The following is a 22482-nucleotide window of genomic DNA, read 5'->3' on the forward strand; positions in this document are numbered from 1 at the left end:
ACGAATAAACGTTCGCTTTTTGCTTGTATTTTTCTCATTAAAAGAGTATAGTAAGTATAGAAACAACATTTGATTTCTTAGGAGGAATTTCATTTGGCAGATCGTAAAGCAGCCTTAGATATGGCTCTCAAACAAATAGAAAAACAATTCGGTAAAGGTTCCGTTATGAAACTTGGTGAGAAGACGGATCGTGAAATCCAGACATCTTCAAGTGGTTCATTAGCGCTGGATGCAGCACTTGGTGTGGGCGGATATCCACGCGGCCGTATTGTTGAAATATATGGACCAGAAAGCTCAGGTAAAACAACTGTTGCTCTTCATGCCATTGCAGAAGCACAAGCATCTGGTGGTACAGCAGCATTTATCGATGCCGAGCACGCACTAGATCCTGTTTATGCTCAAAAATTAGGCGTCAACATTGATGAGTTACTACTTTCTCAACCAGATACAGGGGAACAAGCTCTTGAAATCGCAGAAGCATTAGTTCGTAGTGGTGCTGTTGATATTCTTGTAATTGACTCTGTGGCGGCATTAGTACCAAAAGCGGAAATTGAAGGGGAAATGGGAGATTCTCACGTTGGTCTTCAAGCTCGTTTGATGTCTCAAGCGCTACGTAAATTATCAGGTGCTATCAACAAATCAAATACTATTGCTATCTTCATCAACCAGATTCGTGAAAAAGTCGGTGTTATGTTCGGGAACCCAGAAGTAACTCCTGGGGGACGCGCACTAAAGTTCTATAGTACGATTCGTCTTGAAGTGCGTCGTGCAGAAGCTATTAAACAAGGCACGGACATTATGGGGAACAAAACGAAGATTAAAGTTGTGAAAAATAAAGTCGCACCACCATTCCGTACAGCTGAAGTTGATATCATGTACGGAGAAGGGATTTCTCAAGAAGGAGAAATCATCGATATGGGATCTGATCTGGATATCGTTCAAAAAAGTGGTTCTTGGTACGCTTATAACGATGACCGCTTAGGTCAAGGTCGTGAAAATGCAAAACAATTCTTAAAAGAAAATGAAGCTATTAAACATACAATTGCTTCTCAGATTCGTCAATCTCTTGGAATGGCAGCGAGCTCTTACACAATTGCTGCACATGAAGAAGAAGAGGAAGAATTTGACCTGCTTGCAGACGAGGAGTAAGACAACTGGCGCACGTCTTTTGACGTGCGCTTTTTTCCATCAACTTGACAGTGATTTTTTATATCGATACAATGAATTTGTATTTTCTCTTATTTTCATGCAAAACGTAAAAACAGGCAGACAAGTGTCAGCCGACTGAAACATCAAATAGCAAGAGGGGGTGTCTGCATGATTGAAATCATCATCTCCGCTTTGCTTGGTCTATTTGTCGGTGCCGTTGTTGGGTATTGGTATCTTAAAAAACTTAATGATTCCAAGGTCACTGGAGCCAAACAGTCCTCTGAACTGATTCTAGAAGAAGCAAAGCGTGAAGCGGAAGCACTTAAAAAAGAAGCACTTCTAGAAGCAAAAGATGAAGTACACACATTGCGCACAGAAGCAGAAGCCGACATTCGTGAACGACGTGCTGAACTGCAAAAACAAGAAAATCGACTCGTCCAACGAGAAGAGAATCTTGATCGTAAAGATGAAACACTCGATAAGCGAGAAAACAGTTTAGAACGTAAAGAAGAAGCGTTGGCGGAAAGACAACAGCATATTGAACAAAAAGAAAGTAAAGTGGAAGAGCTGGTGCAAGAACAACAACATCAGTTGGAGCGTATTTCCGCTTTAACTCGTGAAGAAGCACGTACATTGATTTTACGTGAAGTAGAAAACGAACTATCCACTGATATTGCTGTAATGACGAAGGAATTTGAAACGCGTGCAAAAGAAGAAGCGGATAAACGTTCTAGAGAAATCTTATCGTTAGCTCTTCAACGTTTTGCTGCCGATCATGTGGCTGAAACGACCGTTTCAGTAGTAAATCTTCCGAATGATGAAATGAAAGGTCGTATCATCGGTCGTGAAGGCCGAAATATCCGGACAATTGAAACTCTGACAGGAATCGATTTAATTATCGATGATACTCCAGAAGCGGTTATCCTATCCGGATTTGATCCTATACGACGTGAAACAGCAAGACTAGCTCTAGAAAAATTAGTCCAAGACGGACGGATTCACCCAGCTCGTATTGAAGAGATGGTAGATAAGTCTCGTCGTGAAGTCGATGAGTACATCCGTGAAGTGGGAGAACAAACTTCATTTGATGTTGGTATTCATAACCTTCACCCGGATCTGATTAAAATTTTAGGTCGTCTTCGTTACCGTACAAGTTACGGACAAAATGTTTTGAAACATTCTACTGAAGTTGCCTTCTTGGCAGGATTACTTGCTGCTGAGCTTGGCGAAGATGTAACACTGGCTCGCCGAGCAGGTCTTCTTCATGATATTGGGAAAGCTATCGACCATGAAGTGGAAGGTAGCCACGTGGAAATTGGGGTAGAGCTTGCAACGAAGTACAAAGAGCACCCAGTCGTCATCAACAGTATCGCTTCTCACCACGGAGACACTGAGCCAACGTCTGTCATCGCAGTATTAGTAGCTGCTGCTGATGCCTTATCTGCGGCACGTCCAGGTGCACGAAGTGAGACACTCGAAAATTACATTAAACGTCTTCAAAAGTTAGAAGAAATCTCTGAATCTTACGATGGTGTAGAAAAGTCCTTCGCTGTTCAAGCAGGACGCGAAATTCGAATCATCGTTAAACCAGATATTATCGATGATATTTCGGCACATCGTCTGGCTCGAGATATTCGAAAACGAATTGAAGAAGAGTTAAATTATCCAGGTCATATTAAAGTGACAGTCATTCGCGAAACGCGTTCTGTTGAATATGCCAAATAAGGACCATACGCAGGCCATCCTGCGTATGGTTTTATCATGTTAGAGAGTAGGAATTGCATGAAACTATTATTTATTGGGGACATCGTCGGGTCTATCGGACGCGACGCCCTACAATCGTATTTGCCACGATTAAAATCAAAATACAAACCAGATGCTGTAATCGTAAATGGTGAAAATGCAGCTGCTGGTCGTGGAATAACAAAGAAGATTTACGATGATCTGTTATTTATGGGTGTGGATGTGATCACGATGGGGAACCATACATGGGATCAGAAAGAAATCTTCGACTTTATAGATGATGCCGATTACTTGATTCGCCCTGCCAACTTTTCAGAAGATGCTCCCGGAAAAGGATCTGTGACCATTACTAAGAACGGTAAACAACTTACTGTCATGAATTTGCATGGTCGCGTCTTCTTGCCTCCACACGATTGTCCATTTAAAAAAGTAGACGAGATGATAGAAGAAGCACAAAAAATCAGTCCGTATATCTTTGTTGATTTTCATGCGGAAGCAACGAGTGAAAAAATCGCATTTGGATGGCACTTAGACGGTCGTGCTTCTGCCGTGGTAGGTACGCACACACATGTCCAAACTGCAGACAATCGGATTCTCCCAGGCGGAACTGCCTACATTACGGACGTCGGTATGACAGGTCCTTATGACGGCGTTTTAGGCATGGGCAAAGAAAATGTTCTCTATAAGTTTAAAACCAACCTACCGGCTCGATTTGAAGTTCCGAAAACAGGACGTGCGGTTTTAAGTGGCTATTTTGTGGAATTGAACCAAGCTGGAAAAGCCATTCATCAAGAACGTATCTATATCAATGACGACCAGCCGTTTGTTCAGTAGTATAGAGTTTGAAGTTTCCGCTTACCTTGCAGTATGGACCATGTCCAAAGCTTGGAAAGAAGGAAACGAAAAATGGATTCACTCAAAGTTTCATCACGATCAAATCCGAATTTGGTGGCGGGAGTTCTAGTGGCAGTCATCCGTGAAAAAGGCTACGCTGAAATGCAAGCAGTGGGGGCACGAGCTTTGAATCAAGCTGTGAAAGCCATTGCAATTGCCCGTGGATTTGTTGCACCAAGCGGACAAGACTTATCCTGTCGACCTGCTTTTGCAGGTATCGAAATTGGTGGAGAAGAACGCACGGCGCTCAAGTTGCTCGTGGAAAAGAAGAATAAATGACCTTAGCAGAGGGATTTCCCTCTGCTTTTTATCCGCCATTAGACTGAAATTCACTGTTTTAAGCTACTATACATAGAGGAAACAAACGCTTCGTGATAAACTAATGAAGGATTAAATCATGTAACCATTAAGGAGAGATTAACATGTTGCAGCAGCTCGCTTGGAAAGTTGGAGGGCAACAAGGGGAAGGTATTGAAAGTACAGGAGAAATATTCTCAATGGCGATGAATCGCCTTGGTTATTATTTGTACGGATACCGCCACTTTTCATCCCGAATCAAAGGTGGACATACGAATAACAAAATTACAGTTCGTCCTACAGAAGTGCGTACTATTGCGGACGACTTAGATATTCTGATTGCATTTGATCAAGAAACGATTGATTTAAATTATAAAGAACTGACATCAAGTGGCATCATTTTAGCGGATGCTAAGTTCAGTCCCGAACAACCGGAAGATTCTTTAGCTCCTGTGATTGCCATTCCTTTTACGGAGATTGCTTCTGAATTAGGCACATCTCTTATGAAGAACATGGTAGCTATTGGAGCATCAGCAGCTTTACTGAAACTGGATGTTGCTGTATTTGAAGACGTTGTAAAAGAAATCTTCTCTAAAAAAGGTGAAGAAGTCGTAGCTAAAAACATGTTAGCCATCGAGCAGGGGTATGCGAAGCTTGAAGAGATGGCACCTGAAAAATCAGGAGCTTACGTTTTACAACCAGCTGATGGAAAGCGTCGCCTTTATATGATTGGGAATGATGCAATCGCATTAGGTGCTCTTGCAGCAGGCGTTCGTTTCATGGCTGCCTATCCAATCACACCAGCGTCTGAAATCATGGAATACCTGATCAAGAAATTACCGCTATTCGGAGGCACGGTTATCCAAACAGAAGATGAAATTGCAGCAGCTACCATGGCCATTGGGTCAAACTATGGTGGTGTTCGTGCATTTACAGCTTCAGCAGGACCTGGATTGTCATTGATGATGGAAGCAATCGGATTATCCGGTATGACAGAGCAACCTCTAGTAGTAGTCGACACACAACGTGGAGGACCTTCAACAGGCCTTCCGACTAAACAAGAACAATCTGATTTAATGCAGATGATTTACGGAACTCATGGAGACATTCCAAAAGTGGTCATCGCACCAAGTACAGGAAAAGAAGCATTCTATGATACGATTCAAGCTTTCAATATAGCAGAAGAATTGCAGTGTCCGGTCATCTTGCTCTCGGATCTTCAACTTTCTTTAGGTAAACAAACGGTAGAGCCTTTTGATTACGATTCGATTCAAGTGACTCGTGGAAAGTTGCTTTCTGGAGACGCTGTTCCGGAAAATGAAGACAAGTCATATTTCAAACGTTACGAAGTAACAGAAGATGGCGTTTCACCACGTGTATTGCCTGGGATGAAGAATGCCATTCACCACGTCACAGGTGTTGAACATGATGAGACAGGTAAGCCTTCTGAAGCAGCAGGGAACCGCAAACATCAGATGGACAAACGGATGCGTAAACTGCAAACGATTCAGTTCCAAGAACCTGTCTATAAAAATACACCATACGAACAACCAGATGTATTGCTGGTTGGTTTTAACTCAACTCGTGGAGTGTTAGAAGAACTTCAAGAATCATTAAATGGTCAAGGGATTACAACGAACCATGCACATATTCGGTTAGTGCATCCATTCCCAGTAGAAGAGATGCAAGCTTTAGTAGATTCAGCTAAACAAGTATTGGTTGTAGAAAACAACGCAACAGGTCAACTCGCTTCTATTGTGAAGATGAACGTAGGAGGCCACCAAAAGATTAAAAATGTATTACGTTATGACGGGACGCCATTCCTACCTCGTCAATTGGAGAACCAAGTGAAGGAGATGCTCTAAATGGCTACATTTAAAGATTTTCGGAATAATGTGAAACCGAACTGGTGCCCAGGTTGTGGCGATTTCTCTGTTCAGGCTGCCATTCAGCGTGCAGCTGCTAACGTCGGTATTGAACCGCATGAACTAGCAGTCGTTTCCGGAATTGGATGTTCTGGTCGGATTTCAGGATACATCAATTCTTACGGCTTCCACGGAATTCACGGACGCGCATTACCTATTGCACAAGGATTAAAAATGGCCAACCGTGATCTTCATGTTATCGCTTCTGGTGGTGACGGCGATGGGTTTGCTATTGGGATGGGGCACACGATTCATTCCATTCGTCGAAACATCGATGTGACGTATGTGGTCATGGATAATCAGATTTATGGTCTGACAAAAGGTCAAACGTCTCCACGTTCAGCAGCAGGTTTTAAAACAAAATCAACTCCAGGCGGAGCAATCGAACCGTCGTTAAAACCTATGGAGATGGCTTTATCAGCTGGTGCTACGTTCGTTGCTCAAGGCTTCTCTTCAGATATCAAGGAATTGACAGCGATTATCGAAGCGGGTATTCAACATAAAGGATTCTCGTTCATCAATGTATTCAGTCCTTGTGTGACTTACAACAAGATCAACACATACGATTGGTTTAAAGAAAACCTAGTCAAGCTTTCTGAGCGAGAAGACTATGATTCAACAAACCGTGAACAGGCGATGCAAGTCGTGATGGAAACTGAAGGACTTGTTACAGGCATCATTTATCAAGACAAAGAAACAGCTTCTTATCAACATCAGTTAAACAATTATGCAACGACCCCTCTTGTAGAAGAGAACTTGACGATGTCTCGTGAGCAATTCGAAGCGTTACAAGCTGAATTTCTATAACATCACAGGCCGCTCCTAACGAGCGGTCTTTTTTTAACTCCGCACAAACCTGTGAACAAAGTAGGCACCCCTATTCTTTTTCGGTATAATGAGAGGATGAAACTGTTTAGAAAGGAGAGGCCGTATCCATGAACGAAGAATCACGGTTACATAGCTCTCAAATTAACCCATCAGCTAAACCTGAAAAGGATTATAGTCAGTATTTCCAAACGGTTTACCAACCTCCTTCTTTGAAAGATGCAAAGAAAAGGGGCAAGGAATCGATTTCATATCACACAGACTTCGCCATTGACGAACAATTCAAAGGTATGGGGCAAAACCGCAAGTTTTACATTCGTACTTACGGTTGTCAAATGAACGAACACGATACGGAAGTAATGGCTGGAATATTCTTGAGTCTAGGCTATGAGCCTACGGATAATGTAGAAGAAGCGAATGTGTTGCTGCTAAACACATGTGCCATTCGTGAAAATGCTGAAAATAAAGTGTTCGGTGAACTGGGGCATTTCAAAAAGTTGAAACGTCAAAATCCAGATATTTTAATCGGGGTTTGCGGCTGTATGTCTCAAGAAGAAGCTGTGGTGAAGAAAATCTTAAAGACATATGATCAAGTAGATATGATCTTTGGAACGCATAATATTCACCGCCTGCCACACATTTTAAATGAAGCGTATCTTTCTAAAGAGATGGTCATCGAAGTATGGTCTAAAGAGGGAGATGTGATTGAGAATCTTCCACGGAACCGTAAAGGTCAGATCAAGGCTTGGGTCAATATCATGTACGGTTGTGACAAGTTTTGCACATATTGTATCGTTCCGTACACACGCGGTAAGGAACGCAGCAGACGACCAGAAGATATTATCCAAGAAGTTCGAGAGCTTGCGGCAGCAGGGTATCAGGAAATCACTTTGCTTGGTCAGAATGTTAATGCTTATGGCAAAGATTTTGAAGATCTCGAGTATCGCTTTGGTGACTTAATGAATGATCTTCATAAGATTGACATCCCGCGCATTCGATTTACAACGAGTCACCCTCGTGATTTTGATGATCATTTGATTGATGTGCTCGCAAAAGGTGGCAACCTTGTGGAACATATCCATTTGCCTGTTCAATCTGGTTCATCAGACATTTTGAAAATCATGGCGCGCAAATACACACGCGAGCAGTATTTGGATCTGGTACGTCGAATGAGAGAACGTATTCCAAACCTATCATTATCTACCGATATCATTGTAGGTTTCCCTAATGAAACAGAAGAACAGTTTGAAGAAACACTTTCTCTTTATAAAGAAGTAGGCTTCGAACTGGCATACACATATATCTACTCACCACGAGAAGGAACCCCTGCAGCGAAGATGATAGATAATGTGCCAATGGAAGTGAAGAAAGAACGCCTTCAGCGCTTGAATGCAGTTGTCAATGAATTGTCTGCGCAAGCCATGCTGAAACATCAAGGTGAGATTGTAGAAGTTTTGGTTGAAGGTGAGAGTAAAAAAAATCCGGATGTTCTAGCTGGATATACTCGAAAAAGTAAGTTAGTCAACTTCACCGGTCCAAAAGAGTTGATTGGAAAACTAGTCCTTGTTAAAATTACAGATGCTAAAACGTGGTCGCTAAATGGTGAATTCGTTGAACTGGCAAAAACAGAAAAGGTGGAACTCGTATGAGTCAATATACAAAACAACAGATCATTGAAAAAGCACATGAGATTGCTTCTATGATTGCGCAAACAGAAGAAGTTGAATTCTTCAAACGTGCAGAAGCGCAGATCAATGCCAATCAAAAAGTTAAAGAGAAGATTGCAAGCTTGAAGAGTCTTCAAAAACAAGCTGTAAACTTCCAGCACTTAGGGAAAGAAAAAGCATTGAAACTGGTTGAGTCAAAGATTGCTGCTATTGAAGCGGAAATCGATGAACTTCCAATCGTTCAAGAGTTTAAACAATCTCAAGGAGATGTTAACAACCTCCTTCAATTGGTAGCTCACTCTATTTCTAATAAAGTAACGAATGAAATCATTGAATCTACAGGCGGCGACTTGCTTCGTGGAGAAACGGGTTCAGCCGTTAAAAATGCTAAACCTGGAAGCTGTTCTTAATAGCTTAGGTAGTGTGTCTTAGTTAGTTCGACACACTGCCTTTTTTTTATGGTAAAATGAAAGCGGGTCCAAAACCTATTCGAGAAAAGGGAGGAAACAAGATGAACAAAAAGTTGAAGTTTCTAGGAACTACTTTCGCAGCTTCAGCATTATTGCTGGCAGCTTGTGGAGGCGGAGAAGGCGGAGGAGAATCTTCTGGAGAAACATCTAAAGAAGATTACGATTTTCTTAGCATCGTAACCGGCGGAACACAGGGTACATACTATCCGCTTGGTGGTACGTTTGCAAACTTGATTACAGATGAAACTGGAATCAAAACTACAGCAGAATCTTCTCAAGCATCGGCAGCGAACATGACGGCTTTAAAAGACGGCAATGCTGAAATCGCTTTCGTACAGACAGACGTGGCTTTCTATGCAACAGAAGGAACTTTCATGTTTGAAGACGGAGCAATTGAAAACATCGCAGCTATCGGGGCACTTTATCCTGAGACAATCCAAATTGTTACTCTAGCTGACAAAGGAATTGCTTCTGTAGAAGATTTAAAAGGTAAAAAAGTTTCAGTTGGAGCACCAGGTTCAGGTACTTATGCAAATGCTGAGCAAATCCTTGAGATCCACGGAATGACAATGGATGATATCGATGCTCAAGCGTTAGACTTCGGTGAATCTCAAGAGAGCTTACAATCAGGTCAAATTGATGCAGCATTCATTACTTCTGGAACACCTACGGCAGCTGTAGAAGCATTAAATGCAGTTGCTGAAGTAAATATCGTTCCAGTAGCACCTGAAAAAGCAGCTGAATTGATTGAAAAATATCCATATTATGCTGAAGATAAAGTACCAAGCGGGACTTATGGTTTAACTGAAGACGTGCCAACTGTATCTGTACTTGCTATGTTAGCTGTAACAAAAGATCTTCCAGAAGATCTTGTTTACGAAATTACAAAAGCTATTTATGACAACACAGACCAAATCACACACGCGAAAGGCGAATACATCAAAGCGGAAACGGCTCTTGACGGAATCGGCATCGATGTTCACCCTGGAGCTCAGCGTTACTTCGACGAGAAATAAGTGATAAAAGCAATGGTCTCGACCATTGCTTTTTCCATCTCTTGAGACTAGGCCATAAGCCGAAACTCGAAAACTAGTTTTGGATTTGGGCTTATGTCCCTAAAGGTAGGGAATAGCATGAAGACGGGCATTTATCTGCTTCCTATTAGTATCTTGTTCCTTCTTTTGGCGTTTGTTCCTTATCAACGCGTTATTGAATTGGAGCAATCTCGGCCAACAAAAGGAAGCACGTATTATATCCCTTTAATTTCTGAAGAAGAATTTTCTGTAACATTTACTCATTCTATTCATCTTTCAGATGTTACAGAGATATACAAAGTAACAGATTCTGAACAGATCCAGTTCTACCAAATGATTTATGAAGACTTAGCGATTGGGATGCCAGGAGCAGCAGAAGAAAACCAAACATTTGAACAAATCGATGGGAAATGGGTCTTGACTACATTCGATTCATACACAGATTTTTTTACATTGTATAATTCATCCATTCACAAAAAACTTGAAGTAGGATACGATAATACAATCTTCGATTTGAAGAAGGAATTGCCAACAGGCCGTTCGTTTCGAGTACAAATTGATACGTACTCTTGGATTGATAGTTTGAAAGGAGAAAAGATGGATGGAAGAAAACAAACAGAAACCAGAAATTGAATCAACAGAACAACTTTCTGAAGAACAACAAAAAGCCATTTTATCAAAGTATGATCCGGAATCAAATACTCGTAACCATCAAGGCGTCATGCGCAAAGTAGTGTATTTCGGTTTGTTAGCGTTTACGTTATTCCAATTATACACAGCGATTAATGGACAATTCACAGCATACATCCAGCGTTCCATTCACCTTGGATTTGCGCTCTCTTTAATCTTCTTGCTCTTCCCAGCTCGAAGAATTTGGGTACATAAACCCTCGATACCTTGGTATGATTACATTTTTGCATTGTTATCAATTGGGGTAGGACTTTACTGGCCAATTTTCTACGATGAGATTGTCTTTAGAGCAGGTAGCCTTTCTACTGTTGACTTAATTGTAGGTGCATTGGCTATTGTTTTAACACTTGAAGCTGCACGACGTGCTGTTGGATTACCAATCACGATCATTGCTGCTGTCTTCCTCGTGTATGCATACTATGGTCGTTATTTCCCAGGGTTCTTAGCTCACCGTGGTCAAGATATCGATACGATTGTTCAAGTTATGTTCTTTACAACAGATGGTATCTTAGGAACTCCTATTAGTGTATCTGCAACCTTTATCTTCGTGTTCTTACTTTTCGGAGCATTCTTGGTGAAGACCGGAGTTGGACAGTATTTTAATGATTTGGCCGTTACAATTGCAGGTCGTCTAACTGGGGGACCAGCAAAAGTAGCTATTTTCTCCAGTGCGTTACAAGGGACGATTTCAGGTTCATCTGTAGCAAATGTAGTAACATCTGGTTCGTATACGATTCCTATGATGAAAAAACTAGGGTACCGCAAAGAATTCGCTGGTGGTGTAGAAGCCGCGGCTTCTACAGGCGGACAAATCATGCCACCGATCATGGGTGCTGCAGCATTCCTAATGGTTGAATTTATTGGCGGTGTCTCTTACTGGGAAATTGCACAAGCCGCAGCTATTCCAGCTGTTCTTTACTTCTCAGGAATTTGGATCATGACGCACTTTGAAGCAAAACGGGTTGGACTTAAAGGGCTCCCGCCTGAAGAAATGCCAGACCGAAAAGAAGTGTTGAAAAAGATTTACTTATTAGTGCCGATCTTAGCCATCATCGTAATGCTTTTCGTTGGGATTCCAACAATGCAAGCAGCTCTTTGGGGTATTGTACTTGCAGTAGTATTAAGTGCTTTAAACAAAGAAACTCGTATGAGTTTTAGAGATATTGTCGATGCTTTGGTTGACGGGGCGCGCACAGCGCTTGCTGTAGCTGCTGCAACTGCAGCAGCAGGTATGATTGTAGGGGTAGTTGTGAAAACCGGTCTAGGACTAGGTCTTGCAAATGGTTTGATCGATGCTGCTGGAGGAAGTGTACTTCTTACTTTAGTATTTACTATGTTTGCTTCTCTTGTTCTTGGTATGGGATCACCTACTACAGCGAACTATGTCATCACGTCAACAATTGCAGCACCAGCAATCATCACGCTTCTTATGGTTGGTGAGCCGGCTGGAGCAGCTGTTCCATTGGCGATTGCATTATCTGCTCACTTCTTCGTATTCTACTTTGGAATTGTTGCAGACATCACACCTCCAGTAGCACTTGCTGCATTCGCAGCATCTGGCGTATCGGGTGGAGATCCAATTAAGACAGGTGTGACGGCAGCGAAGCTTGCTATCGCCGCTTTCATCATTCCGTACATGATCGTATTCTCACCGGAACTGTTGATGATTGATACGACGCCTCTTGAAGTGGCGTGGGTACTATTTACAGCTATTTCGGGTATGATTGCTATCGGAGCAGGTATCATTGGTTTCTGGTACAGAAAAGTATTCTGGTATGAGCGTTTAATTGCGATTGCAACAGGACTCTTATTGATTTACCCAGAAGGCCTTTCTGATACTATCGGATTGGTGTTGTTCATTATTTTACTGGCGATTCAGTTCATGACAAAAGACAAGTTCGAACAAAAACCAGTACAAGCATAATTCAAAACGTGTACCTCAATTGAGGTGCACGTTTTTTGCTTTCTTGCATATAGTGCTAGAGAGGAGGTATGTGTGGAAACTGTGCATTGTATGCATGTAGAAGTAATAGGTGAGACGTCCATTTGTGTGGAGACATTCCAACGACATGAGCCAGATGAAAGTTCTTCACCTTTTTAATGGACCTAGCAATAGGTTCCTTTTTTAATGACTCCTGAAAGTCTGCTATACTAACACTACATTGATAGAAATTAAAGGCGGTAATGAACGATGACGTATACACCGATGATGCAACAATACTTAACTATAAAAGAAGGTTATCCGAACGAGTTCCTATTTTTTCGATTAGGGGATTTTTATGAACTCTTTTTTGAAGATGCGAAACGAGCAGCAGCCATTTTAGAAATTACGCTGACTGGAAAAGATGCCGGTGCTAAGGAGCGAATTCCTATGTGTGGAGTGCCTTATCACTCAGCCGCTGGATACATAGAGACTTTAGTAAGCAAAGGACATCGCGTAGCTATTTGTGAACAAGTAGAAAATCCGAAACTCACGAAAGGAATTGTCAAAAGAGAAGTAGTTCAAGTGATTACTCCGGGAACACTTTTAGAAGGGAAGACGATCTCTTCTTCTACCAACCATTACATAGGAGCAGCGCTCTTAGGAGGGCCGACACAACTTGCATATGTTGATCTGGCTACAGGAGAGGCTCGCTCTACGTCAATTCAAAATGACGCAAAGAGTTTAATTGCAAAAGCGCAGGAACTGAATATTAAAGAGTTAGTTGTTGCTGAGCAGGATTTTTTACTATTAGAAGAGTTAAGCGAGTTGTATGACATTCATTTATCTGTCTATACACAAGAACACTTGCTAAATTCAGAACTCGTAACAAACGAAGCAAGCGAGTTGCTACTAGCGTATTTGCAAGCGACACAAAAACGTACACTTTCCCATATTCAACCGTTTTCTCATTACGAAGAGACGGCATATTTAAGTATTGACAGTGCTTCAAAACGAAATCTAGAGCTCATCCAATCCATTCGCACAGGAGAACAAAAAGGAACTTTAAGCTGGTTCTTAGATGAGACCAAGACAGCCATGGGTTCTCGCAAATTAAAGCAGTGGATTCACCAACCACTAGCTGACAAAACCCTTATTGAACAGCGTCTCGATTATGTCGATGCGTTTCTCAGTGAATTCTTACTACATGAAGAAATCAAAGAAGCACTCACGCAAGTCTATGATATGGAACGTCTTTTAGGAAAAGTCAGTTTTGCCACTTTGACAGGAAAAGATGCGGCCCAGTTACGCCGAACCCTGCAACAGGTGCCGCTCCTAAAAGAACTTCTGTTACAAGCAGCACATCCAGCACTAACTAGTTTTGGAAAACGTCTAGAAGATCCTATAGCTTGCCGAGAGCTTCTTGAGCGAGCACTTGCGGACTCCCCGCCTCTTACGTTAAAGGAAGGAGGCGTCATCCGAGCAGGGTATTCAGAAAAGCTTGATGAACTGCGCTACTTAGATACAAATGGTAAAGACTGGTTAGCGGAACTCGAACAGAGCGAACGGCAAAAGACGGGTGCCAAAAATTTGAAAATCGGCTACAACCGAATTTTTGGCTATTACATTGAGTTAACCAAATCAATGGTGCATCTGGCGGATGATTCTCGCTACATTCGAAAACAAACGCTTGCTAATGCTGAACGATTTATTACCGAAGAGTTAAAAGAAAAAGAAACCTTGATTCTGAATGCTCAAGAAGAAGCGCTCGTATTAGAAACTGCGTTATTTGAAGACCTTCGTAAAGAACTTCAAACACATATCTCTTCTCTGCAGAAACTTGCAGATGCACTGAGTGAATTAGATGTTCTACAAGCCTTTGCTACTTGCGCGAATCGCTATCAACTGACACGACCAGAATTTTCAGAGGGACAACATATGGAGATTCGAGAAGGTCGTCATCCAGTAGTAGAGAAGATGATGAACAACCATCACTATGTGGCCAATGACTGCGTGTTAACGAACGATAAAAATATGTTATTGATTACAGGACCCAATATGTCTGGTAAGAGTACGTATATGCGACAGATCGCCATTACATTGATCATGGCACAAATGGGAAGCTATGTACCCGCTGAGTCAGCGAGACTTCCGATTACAGATAAAATCTTTACACGTATTGGAGCGGCTGATGATTTAGCAGGAGGACAAAGTACATTCATGCTCGAGATGGTTGAATCTCGCAATGCTATTATCGGAGCTACTTCGAAGAGTTTGTTGTTATTTGATGAGATTGGGCGAGGAACATCTACTTATGATGGAATGAGTTTAGCTCAAGCTATGATGGAATACATTCATGACCATATTGGAGCGAACACTCTATTTTCTACGCATTATCATGAATTGACGGAATTAGAAGGGCGCCTAGACAGACTCAAAAATGTTCATGTGGCAGCTTCTGAACAAGACCGTAAAGTGGTGTTTTTACACAAGGTGAAAGACGGAGCTGCAGATAAAAGTTATGGAATCCATGTGGCAGAGCTCGCCGAACTTCCGCAAGCGATTATCGAGAGGGCCCAACAACTTCTAGACGATTACGAGGAGCAGGAAGACAGGCAGTTATCAATTTTTGATTTCGAGACGTCTTCACCGGTTCAGAAAGTGGATTCGACACCAGTCGCTGTAGTTGAAGGGACTCATCCTGTACTAGATCAGTTAAAAGAGTTGCATGTACTAGAAATGACGCCTCTAGAGGCACTTAATACCCTGTATCAACTTCAAAAAGACGCGAAAAAGGAGTGATTCATTCATGGCCAAAATCAAAGTAATGGATGAATTGCTTTCCAATAAAATTGCTGCGGGCGAAGTTGTGGAGCGTCCAGCAAGTGTTGTTAAAGAGCTCGTAGAAAATGCAATTGACGCGAACAGCACATCTATTCAAATCGAGCTAGTGGAAGCGGGATTGCAAAAAATTGAAGTGACTGATAACGGAGACGGGATGGTTCGAGAAGATGCAGAACTGTCGTTTTCCCGTCACGCGACTTCTAAACTATCCAGTGAACATGAGCTGTTTCGAATTCGCTCGTTAGGATTTCGCGGCGAGGCATTAGCAAGTATCGCTGCAGTGTCAAAGATCTGGATGCAAACATCTACCGGAATGGATCAAGGGACGGTTCTTACGATGGAAGGCGGCAAACGGATACTTTTACAAGACGGTCCGTTACGTAAAGGCACTATAATTAAAGTAGAGCAGCTGTTCTTTAACACTCCTGCTCGTTTGAAACACGTCAAATCTATTCAAACCGAACTTGGGCATTCCATTGATTTGATCAACCGTCTGGCACTGAGTTACCCAAATATTGCATTTACGCTGATTCATAATGGACAAACACTGCTCCAAACTTCGGGGAGGGGTAGTTTGCAACAAGTGGCAGCTGCCATTTACGGTACAGCAACCGCTAAACAATTAGTCGCTTTCGAAGCGGAAAATGAAGATTTCAAAATTTCGGGACTGACGAGTCAACCATCTATCACTCGTGCATCAAAAAACTACTTGACCGTGCTCGTAAACGGAAGATGGGTCAAACACTTTGGATTAAACCGTGCAATTGAAGAAGCTTATCATACGTATTTGCCAATAGGACGGTTCCCGATTACATTGCTTTCAATTGAGTTAGATCCGTTGTTATCCGATGTCAATGTGCATCCTGCAAAGCATCAGATCCGGATCAGTAAAGAGAAGGAACTCGAATTGTTTGTTACAAAGACTATTCGAGAGGCGATTCGCGCTCGTCAAGAAATTCCGAAAGTTCAAGCACCCAAAAAAGTACACACATCAGAACAACCGCAGTTGTTCACGAAAGAATTCACACAATCAGTTCCTATTTCAAACCAAGAAGTCATTCATGAAGAGTGGGTACTTGAGCCACCGGTTGATTTAGGCAATGACATGCAAATTAAAGAGCCGGTTCATCAAGAACCAGAAAGACCAGAAGTACCTGAATTACCGGAAATGGATATTGTCGGACAGATTCACGGAACTTATATTGTCGGACAAACAGCAGATGGGTTTTACCTGATTGATCAACATGCCGCTCAAGAACGTATCAAGTATGAGTTTTACCGTACGAAAGTAGGGGAAGTAAATCATGAAGAGCGTCAGCTGTTATTGTTACCTTTGACGTTTCACTTTACGCTCGACGAGGCGCTTAGAATTAAAGAAAGACTAGCTGAGCTAGAAGAAGTAGGGGTTGTACTCGAGGAATTTGGAAATTCAAGTTTCATCATTCGCGAGCATCCTTCATGGTATCCTAAAAATCAAGAACGACAAATCGTAGAGACGCTGTTGCAGCTAGTCCTTGATAAAAAACAACTAGATATCGCGAAGTTACGAGAAGAAGCGGCTATTTTAATGAGCTGTAAATTGTCTATTAAAGCAAATCATTATTTGTCTAAAGAGCAAATGGACGTATTAGTAAACGATCTTCGTGAATGTGAACAGCCCTATACGTGTCCGCACGGGCGCCCTGTCGTCATTCATTTTTCAAGCTATGAAGTAGAAAAGATGTTCAAACGCGTCATGTAAAGGAGTGTTGACATGGACTATATTTTAGCAATTGACCAGGGAACAACAAGTTCTCGAGCGATCTTATTCGACCAAAAAGGGAAGCCGGTACATACCTCTCAAAAAGAGTTTACGCAGCATTTTCCTAAATCCGGATGGGTCGAGCACGACGCACAAGAAATTTGGGGTACTGTCTTGTCTTGTATCGCAGGTGTCCTGACGGAAGCAAATGCTCAGCCTGAGCAAGTAAAAGCTATTGGAATCACCAATCAAAGGGAAACGACCGTTGTCTGGAACAAAAAGACAGGTAAGCCAATTTACCATGCCATCGTCTGGCAATCTCGTCAAACGACTGGCATCATTAGACAGTGGAAAGATAAAGGGTATGAAGAAGTAGTTAGAAAAAAAACGGGCCTTCGTCTAGACCCGTATTTCTCTGCAAGTAAAATTGCCTGGATTTTAGATGAGGTAGAAGGCGCACGCCAAGCGGCTGAAAATGGTGAATTGCTGTTCGGTACAATTGAAAGTTGGTTGATCTGGAAGCTAAGCGGAAACAAGACTCACGTTACCGATTATTCCAATGCCTCTCGAACGCTACTCTATAATATCCACGATTTAAAGTGGGACGATGAGTTGCTTGAAAAAATGAACATTCCTTCTTCGATGTTAGCAGAAGTGGTAGACTGTTCAGGATCTATTGCAGCAACAGACCCATCGGTATTCTTTGGAAAAGAGATTCCGATTACTGGTTCAGCAGGGGACCAGCAAGCCGCTCTCTTTGGACAAGCTTGTTTCGAAAAAGGAATGGCTAAGAATACTTATGGTACGGGTTGCTTCATGCTACTCAATACAGGACAAGACGCTGTTGAATCAGATGACGGTCTCCTGACTACGATTGCTTGGGGTATTGATGGTAAAGTGCACTACGCTTTAGAAGGCAGCGTATTCGTTGCGGGGTCGGCCATCCAGTGGCTTCGAGACGGTCTGCGCATGTTACGCAACGCCTCTGATTCTGAAAGTTACGCGACGCGCGTCAATTCGACTGAAGGCGTTTATGTGGTACCCGCATTTGTTGGTCTTGGAACACCTTATTGGGATTCAGATACACGAGGTGCCATTTTCGGATTAACGAGAGGGACAGAAAAAGAGCATTTTGTAAGAGCGGTTCTTGAGTCACTTGCTTATCAGACGAAAGATGTCTTAGTTGCAATGCAGCAAGCGGCTGGTATGGAAATTGAATCCTTACGTGTAGACGGTGGGGCTGTCGATAACGCATTTTTGATGCAGTTCCAGTCGGATATTTTGCAAGCAGATGTAGAAAAAGCAGGTCTGAATGAAACGACGGCTCTTGGCGCAGCGTATCTAGCAGGACTTGGGGTTGGTTTCTGGGAATCATTAGAAGAACTTTCCGACCTCCACGTCACTTCTCACACCTATACGCCAAACATGCAAACAAAAACTAGTGACGCGCTTTATAAAGGCTGGCATATGGCCGTATCAGCTGCACGTGCTTTTAAACCGAACGAAGGGACGGATCCGGTATGAAATCGTATTTAGACAGAGCTTACTTAAAAGACACTCTCGACAGTTATGAGTTTGATGTATTGGTGATTGGCGGAGGGATTACTGGAGCGGGCATTGCGCTTGATGCTATTTCCCGAGGGTTGACCGTAGCACTTATCGAGATGCAAGACTTTGCAGGCGGTACATCTTCTCGATCAACGAAATTGGTTCACGGTGGCTTGCGTTATTTAAAGCAGTTTGAAGTACAGATGGTCAGTGAAGTTGGGAAAGAACGAGACATCGTTTATCAAAATGCCAAACATGTCACAACACCCGAATGGATGATGCTGCCTTTTTATAAAGATGGCACATTTGGACCGTTATCCACTTCTCTAGGCTTAAAAGTGTATGATTTCTTGGCTGGCGTTAAAAAAGATGAGCGCCGTGAAATGCTCTCGAAGCAAGAAGTGCTCGGTCTTGAACCGTTGCTTAAGCCAAAAGGATTAAAAGGCGGCGGCTATTATGTAGAATACCGAACAGATGATGCACGTTTGACAATCGAAGTTTTGAAGAAAGCGATTGAACTCGGTGCCGTTTGTCTGAACTACGTCAAAGCAGATGAATTTATTTATGCAGACGAAAAAGTCATAGGCGTTCAAGCACTTGATCAAATGACCCATGAACTGTTTGACATTCATGCTAAAACTATAATCAATGCGGCTGGTCCTTGGGTCGATGAAGTTCGTGAAAAGGATGTAATCGATAATAATAAACACCTACAACTGACTAAAGGTGTTCACATCGTCGTGGATCAAAAGAAATTCCCACTCCAACAAGCGGTCTACTTCGATGTGCCAGACGGCCGGATGATTTTTGCTGTACCACGTGATGGGAAAGCGTATGTGGGAACAACGGACACATTTTACGATCAAGACCCAGTGCACCCAGTCGCTACGAAAGAAGATATTGCTTACCTCGTAGATGCGGTGAATGGTCTGTTCCCTTCTGTCGGGCTCACTGCAGATGACGTAGAGTCCACTTGGGCTGGTGTACGTCCTCTGATTTCTGAGGATGGGAAGTCCGCTTCCGAAATCTCACGTAAAGATGAAATTTGGGTTTCAAGTTCTGGGCTCGTTACTATTGCTGGTGGGAAGCTAACTGGATACCGCAAAATGGCTGAGGATGTCATCGACACGATTGCAAAAAACTTTGACCGTGAACTTCCCCCTTCTCCAACGAAGCAGCTACCACTATCAGGAGGAGACTTTGGGTTATTAGATTTTGATGAATACTTATATGAAAGATCCAAACAATTGATCTATTATGGACTTTCGTTGACGGAAGCAAAACAAGCTGTAAGGTTCTTAGGTAAGAATGTGGAATCTGCAATTGGCTACCTTTCCTATGTCGAGAAATGGGAAGCTCCTACACTGAACATTAAAGACCGACTCCTCCTGTACTACACGATTCACAACGAGATGGTCACGAGTCTAGCAGATTTCTTCGTTCGTCGCACAGGAGCTCTCTATTTTGATATTGCGCATGTTGAGTATACTTGGAATGATGTAAGTGCAATCCTTACTCAAGAATTAAATCTTTCGGAAGAACAAAAGAACCAGCAACAACAAGAATTGCTTCGATTGATTCAAGATGCCAAGGGGGAGAGTTGATGGAGACGAAATGGTTAGAGATGACCGACGGAACATCTTTATTTGCTAGAGTGTATCCAAAACCAGATGCACAAGTTATTGTCTTTATTCTTCATGGACTTGCAGAGCATGGAGGACGTTACGATGATTTTGCACAATTTTTAGGTGACAAAGGCTACGAAGTCGTTGTTCCTGACCACCGGGGGCACGGGGAAACAGGGATGCAGGCTGGAAAGCTTGGTTATTTTGCAGACGAACTAGGATTTGAACGAGTAGTTGACGATTGTAATGAATTGATTCATTTGCACACTGGTGATCGAAGTGACAAGAAAGTCATCTTACTTGGACATAGTATGGGTTCCTTTCTTGCTAGACGTTACGTGCAAAAGTACCCTCAAGTAGTAGACCAACTTATTTTGGTTGGAACAGGTGGAGACCCAGGATTTATGGGCAAAATCGGAAGTCGTATTGCCTCGTGGAAATCAAGAGGAGGCGGTGCAACAGAGCAAGGTGACTTACTGAACAAGTTGACGTTTGGTAGTTACAACAAACGAATTACTTCGCCTTCTACTAAATTTGACTGGTTGTCAACGGACACAGAAACGGTCCGAGCTTACGAGGAAGACCCTTTTTGCGGATTTGTTCCTACAAATCAGCTCTATGTCGATTTACTAGACGGTCTTCAGACGATTCATTCTAAAAAAGAACTGGAACGCGTCCGGAAAGACTTACCGATTTTACTCATTGCAGGAACTGACGATCCCGTTGGAAATTATGGTAAAGGGGTTCGCCTTCTTGCCCGAGACTATCAAAAGATAGGTATGGAAGATGTCACCCTTGTCTTAATAGAACAAGAGCGTCATGAAATTTTAAATGGGCACAATCGCCATAAAGTATATGATCACATTGCGAATTGGATAGTGAAAAAATGAATGCTACAAAAGTGCTTGTACTGGTCGGGCCAACCGCTGTTGGAAAGACGGCTACCAGTATTCGCTTAGCGAAAGAGTTAAATGGAGAAGTCATCAACGGAGACGCTTTGCAAGTGTACCGAGAATTAACAATCGGTACCGCAAAAATATCTGATGAAGAAATGGAAGGTGTACCGCACCATCTATTGTCGATTAAAGATCCCGGAGAATCCTTCTCCGTAGCTGAATATCAGCAACTCGTTCGGTCTCAGATTGAAGACATTACAGCTCGTGGGAAAGTACCTATTGTCGTAGGAGGGACCGGTCTCTATATTCAAGCAGTGCTATATGATTACCGCTTTGAAGAAGCCGCACCTTCAGATGCCCTTCGAACTCAGCTTGAAGCAAGGAAAGAGGGTTCATTATGGGAAGAGCTAAAGCAGTTAGATCCGCATGCAGCAAATGCTATTCACCCTAACAACAAACAACGAGTCATTCGGGCTCTTGAACGCGTCCTGCAAACGGGTAAGAAGCAACAGGAGATTGAACAACAGGCTGGCAGAATAGCCATTTACGATTTTTATCTAATCGGGCTCAATAGGGACCGTGCGGAGCTGTATAGTCGCATTAATGAACGAGTAGGTCTTATGATGAGACAAGGATTGGTTGAAGAAGTAAAAAGTATCTTATCGCATACTTCAAAAGAAGCGCAGTCCTTAAAAGCAATCGGATATAAAGAAGTTGTAGAAAGCCTAGAATTTGGCTGGCCACAGCAACAACTAATTGAAACGATTCAGCAAAACACCAGACACTACGCAAAGAGACAGTTGACATATTTCCGCAACAAACTCCCTGTAATCTGGTATCATCCTGAAGAAGATCAACACAAAATCCTTGAAGATTGCCGGAATTTTTTAAAAGGAAATTAAAGCTGAGTAGCGAATCTTTACACTATACAGGGGAAAAGGGAGGAATGGCACTATGGCAAACGCCAATATGCAAGATACATTTTTAAATCAACTACGAAAAAATGAGATTTTTGTAACCGTGTTTTTATTAAACGGATTCCAATTAAAAGGCATTATTAAATCGTATGATAATTTTACGGTCCTTTTAGAGGCAGATGGCAAACAACATCTGATCTATAAACATGCCATTTCGACATTTGCACCAACAAAAAAAGTAGATCTTCAATTATCTTCAAACTAAAAAAGAGGCTCGTCCCCAGTGGACGGGCTTT

18 protein-coding genes are annotated in these 22482 nt (G+C 42.3%); all 18 read left to right on the top strand.

The genetic code is table 11. The features are described 5' to 3' along the window. Positions 1 to 93: 93 nt before the first annotated feature. The 18 genes from recA to hfq all read left to right on the top strand — a co-directional run bounded on the left by recA (position 94) and on the right by hfq (position 22451). Positions 94 to 1149 (top strand): recombinase RecA, encoded by a 1056-nt coding sequence (gene recA, locus CF394_RS02535; RefSeq protein WP_094941692.1) that lies wholly within the window; start codon positions 94 to 96, stop codon positions 1147 to 1149. Positions 1150 to 1317: 168 nt separating this feature from the next. Then, on the top strand, positions 1318 to 2874 hold the full coding sequence (gene rny / locus CF394_RS02540; RefSeq protein WP_094941693.1) for a ribonuclease Y: 1557 nt from the start codon (positions 1318 to 1320) through the stop codon (positions 2872 to 2874). Between the two features lie 57 nt (positions 2875 to 2931). Then, complete coding sequence (locus CF394_RS02545) at positions 2932 to 3726, top strand: TIGR00282 family metallophosphoesterase (RefSeq protein ID WP_094941694.1); 795 nt, start codon at positions 2932 to 2934, stop codon at positions 3724 to 3726. A gap of 72 nt (positions 3727 to 3798) precedes the next feature. Then, the gene (locus CF394_RS02550; protein ID WP_094941695.1) at positions 3799 to 4065 is read left to right on the top strand and encodes a stage V sporulation protein S; all 267 of its coding nucleotides are present in this window, start codon (positions 3799 to 3801) and stop codon (positions 4063 to 4065) included. A gap of 143 nt (positions 4066 to 4208) precedes the next feature. After that, positions 4209 to 5948 (top strand): 2-oxoacid:acceptor oxidoreductase subunit alpha, encoded by a 1740-nt coding sequence (locus CF394_RS02555; protein WP_094941696.1) that lies wholly within the window; start codon positions 4209 to 4211, stop codon positions 5946 to 5948. Then, on the top strand, positions 5949 to 6815 hold the full coding sequence (locus tag CF394_RS02560; RefSeq protein ID WP_094941697.1) for a 2-oxoacid:ferredoxin oxidoreductase subunit beta: 867 nt from the start codon (positions 5949 to 5951) through the stop codon (positions 6813 to 6815). A gap of 128 nt (positions 6816 to 6943) precedes the next feature. After that, on the top strand, positions 6944 to 8482 hold the full coding sequence (gene miaB, locus CF394_RS02565; RefSeq protein ID WP_094941698.1) for a tRNA (N6-isopentenyl adenosine(37)-C2)-methylthiotransferase MiaB: 1539 nt from the start codon (positions 6944 to 6946) through the stop codon (positions 8480 to 8482). Next, entirely contained in the window at positions 8479 to 8910 is a 432-nt protein-coding gene (locus CF394_RS02570; protein WP_094941699.1) for a YlbF/YmcA family competence regulator, read from the top strand. Before miaB ends, CF394_RS02570 begins: the two co-directional genes overlap by 4 nt. 101 nt (positions 8911 to 9011) lie before the next feature. Continuing rightward, entirely contained in the window at positions 9012 to 9986 is a 975-nt protein-coding gene (locus CF394_RS02575; RefSeq protein WP_094941700.1) for a TAXI family TRAP transporter solute-binding subunit, read from the top strand. A 117-nt stretch (positions 9987 to 10103) separates the two neighbouring features. Beyond that, complete coding sequence (locus CF394_RS02580; RefSeq protein WP_165767432.1) at positions 10104 to 10637, top strand: DUF1850 domain-containing protein; 534 nt, start codon at positions 10104 to 10106, stop codon at positions 10635 to 10637. Beyond that, on the top strand, positions 10606 to 12618 hold the full coding sequence (locus CF394_RS02585; protein WP_094941702.1) for a TRAP transporter permease: 2013 nt from the start codon (positions 10606 to 10608) through the stop codon (positions 12616 to 12618). The genes CF394_RS02580 and CF394_RS02585 overlap by 32 nt, the downstream gene beginning before the upstream one ends. Positions 12619 to 12885: 267 nt before the next feature. Further along, on the top strand, positions 12886 to 15417 hold the full coding sequence (gene mutS / locus CF394_RS02590) for a DNA mismatch repair protein MutS (RefSeq protein WP_094941703.1): 2532 nt from the start codon (positions 12886 to 12888) through the stop codon (positions 15415 to 15417). A gap of 7 nt (positions 15418 to 15424) precedes the next feature. Then, positions 15425 to 17200, top strand: coding sequence for a DNA mismatch repair endonuclease MutL (gene mutL, locus CF394_RS02595; protein ID WP_094941704.1), 1776 nt, complete (start codon positions 15425 to 15427; stop codon positions 17198 to 17200). Between the two features lie 12 nt (positions 17201 to 17212). Next, on the top strand, positions 17213 to 18724 hold the full coding sequence (glpK, locus tag CF394_RS02600; protein WP_094941705.1) for a glycerol kinase GlpK: 1512 nt from the start codon (positions 17213 to 17215) through the stop codon (positions 18722 to 18724). After that, positions 18721 to 20352 (top strand): glycerol-3-phosphate dehydrogenase/oxidase, encoded by a 1632-nt coding sequence (locus tag CF394_RS02605; RefSeq protein ID WP_094941706.1) that lies wholly within the window; start codon positions 18721 to 18723, stop codon positions 20350 to 20352. The genes glpK and CF394_RS02605 overlap by 4 nt, the downstream gene beginning before the upstream one ends. Continuing rightward, positions 20352 to 21263: an alpha/beta hydrolase gene (locus CF394_RS02610; protein WP_094941707.1), complete on the top strand. Its 912-nt coding sequence runs from the start codon at positions 20352 to 20354 to the stop codon at positions 21261 to 21263. The genes CF394_RS02605 and CF394_RS02610 overlap by 1 nt, the downstream gene beginning before the upstream one ends. Then, the gene (gene miaA, locus CF394_RS02615) at positions 21260 to 22171 is read left to right on the top strand and encodes a tRNA (adenosine(37)-N6)-dimethylallyltransferase MiaA (RefSeq protein ID WP_094941708.1); all 912 of its coding nucleotides are present in this window, start codon (positions 21260 to 21262) and stop codon (positions 22169 to 22171) included. Before CF394_RS02610 ends, miaA begins: the two co-directional genes overlap by 4 nt. 52 nt (positions 22172 to 22223) lie before the next feature. Further along, the gene (gene hfq / locus CF394_RS02620) at positions 22224 to 22451 is read left to right on the top strand and encodes an RNA chaperone Hfq (RefSeq protein ID WP_094941709.1); all 228 of its coding nucleotides are present in this window, start codon (positions 22224 to 22226) and stop codon (positions 22449 to 22451) included. Positions 22452 to 22482: the final 31 nt, after the last annotated feature.

The organism is Tetzosporium hominis (assembly GCF_002265435.1).
In the GTDB taxonomy this organism is placed as follows: Bacteria; Bacillota; Bacilli; order Bacillales_A; family Planococcaceae; genus Chryseomicrobium; species Chryseomicrobium hominis.

Excerpts from the sequence above, each read along its gene's own strand:
- rny (WP_094941693.1), top strand. The coding sequence starts at position 1,318 with ATGATTGAAATCATCATCTCCGCTTTGCTTGGTCTATTTGTCGGTGCC.
- CF394_RS02545 (WP_094941694.1), top strand. The coding sequence starts at position 2,932 with ATGAAACTATTATTTATTGGGGACATCGTCGGGTCTATCGGACGCGAC.
- CF394_RS02550 (WP_094941695.1), top strand. The coding sequence starts at position 3,799 with ATGGATTCACTCAAAGTTTCATCACGATCAAATCCGAATTTGGTGGCG.
- CF394_RS02555 (WP_094941696.1), top strand. The coding sequence starts at position 4,209 with ATGTTGCAGCAGCTCGCTTGGAAAGTTGGAGGGCAACAAGGGGAAGGT.
- CF394_RS02560 (WP_094941697.1), top strand. The coding sequence starts at position 5,949 with ATGGCTACATTTAAAGATTTTCGGAATAATGTGAAACCGAACTGGTGC.
- miaB (WP_094941698.1), top strand. The coding sequence starts at position 6,944 with ATGAACGAAGAATCACGGTTACATAGCTCTCAAATTAACCCATCAGCT.
- CF394_RS02570 (WP_094941699.1), top strand. The coding sequence starts at position 8,479 with ATGAGTCAATATACAAAACAACAGATCATTGAAAAAGCACATGAGATT.
- CF394_RS02575 (WP_094941700.1), top strand. The coding sequence starts at position 9,012 with ATGAACAAAAAGTTGAAGTTTCTAGGAACTACTTTCGCAGCTTCAGCA.
- CF394_RS02580 (WP_165767432.1), top strand. The coding sequence starts at position 10,104 with ATGAAGACGGGCATTTATCTGCTTCCTATTAGTATCTTGTTCCTTCTT.
- CF394_RS02585 (WP_094941702.1), top strand. The coding sequence starts at position 10,606 with ATGGAAGAAAACAAACAGAAACCAGAAATTGAATCAACAGAACAACTT.
- mutS (WP_094941703.1), top strand. The coding sequence starts at position 12,886 with ATGACGTATACACCGATGATGCAACAATACTTAACTATAAAAGAAGGT.
- mutL (WP_094941704.1), top strand. The coding sequence starts at position 15,425 with ATGGCCAAAATCAAAGTAATGGATGAATTGCTTTCCAATAAAATTGCT.
- glpK (WP_094941705.1), top strand. The coding sequence starts at position 17,213 with ATGGACTATATTTTAGCAATTGACCAGGGAACAACAAGTTCTCGAGCG.
- CF394_RS02605 (WP_094941706.1), top strand. The coding sequence starts at position 18,721 with ATGAAATCGTATTTAGACAGAGCTTACTTAAAAGACACTCTCGACAGT.
- CF394_RS02610 (WP_094941707.1), top strand. The coding sequence starts at position 20,352 with ATGGAGACGAAATGGTTAGAGATGACCGACGGAACATCTTTATTTGCT.
- miaA (WP_094941708.1), top strand. The coding sequence starts at position 21,260 with ATGAATGCTACAAAAGTGCTTGTACTGGTCGGGCCAACCGCTGTTGGA.
- hfq (WP_094941709.1), top strand. The coding sequence starts at position 22,224 with ATGGCAAACGCCAATATGCAAGATACATTTTTAAATCAACTACGAAAA.